Source organism: Mesorhizobium sp. M4B.F.Ca.ET.089.01.1.1 (genome assembly GCF_004022605.1).
Lineage (GTDB): Bacteria > Pseudomonadota > Alphaproteobacteria > Rhizobiales > Rhizobiaceae > Mesorhizobium > Mesorhizobium abyssinicae.
The window spans coordinates 1-685 of the sequence record NZ_RZOS01001129.1 but is presented as its reverse complement, the minus strand read 5'-3'; the positions used below and the strand labels follow the sequence as shown (position 1 = coordinate 685).

General features: G+C 61.5%; 1 protein-coding gene. It reads right to left on the bottom strand.

Annotation, left to right across the window (positions count from 1 at the left end):
• Positions 1–685 (bottom strand): arginine deiminase family protein (locus tag EN780_RS36415; protein ID WP_128276605.1); only part of this gene is annotated, 685 nt, incomplete at both ends.

Below are 685 nucleotides of genomic sequence, written 5' to 3'. Positions count from 1 at the left end.
GTACCAACGCAGCGACATGCAGGAGAGCCCGGCGTCGATCTTCTCGATCTCGGCGGTCTTCAAAGGCACGACCTTATAACTCGCCTTTTCGAGCATCTCGATGGTGCGAGGGTAGTCCGCGCTGACCATGACGATGTCGTTGACGCGCAGCACGTTCGCCGCAGGCTCCTCGCCTTCCGGGACGATAATCTGGCGGAATTCCTTGAACACGGAAGCGTTCGCGAGTGCGGCAGTCGAAATCACGGTTTCGTCGTCGACCAGCGAGGAGACCGTCTTAAAATGCAGAACCCCTTTGGGGGTCTCAGCAATCTGGGCCTTTCCACCGAGTCGCTCGATGCAGGAGACAAGTGCCTCTGCCCCTGCCTTGTCGGTGCGCGCGGATAGGCCTACCAAGATGCCCTTTGGAGTGTACATCACATCCCCGCCGTCGGCTTGCCCCGGGGCAGGGAGTTCGAGCACGGTGTCGAACATCTCGCGCAGGGTCGGCGCGATCTGCGCGGTCTCCTCCACCCGGCTTGGCGTGCCGGGACGGAGCAGGATGGCGCCCCCGGCGAAGACGAGCGCCGGATCTTCGACAAACATGGAGTCCGGAAATGCCTCAAGAGGCGGAAGGACGGTCACCTCAACACCTGCTTGCCGCAAGGCGGCAACATATGCGTCATGCTCACCCTTTACGCCTTCATAG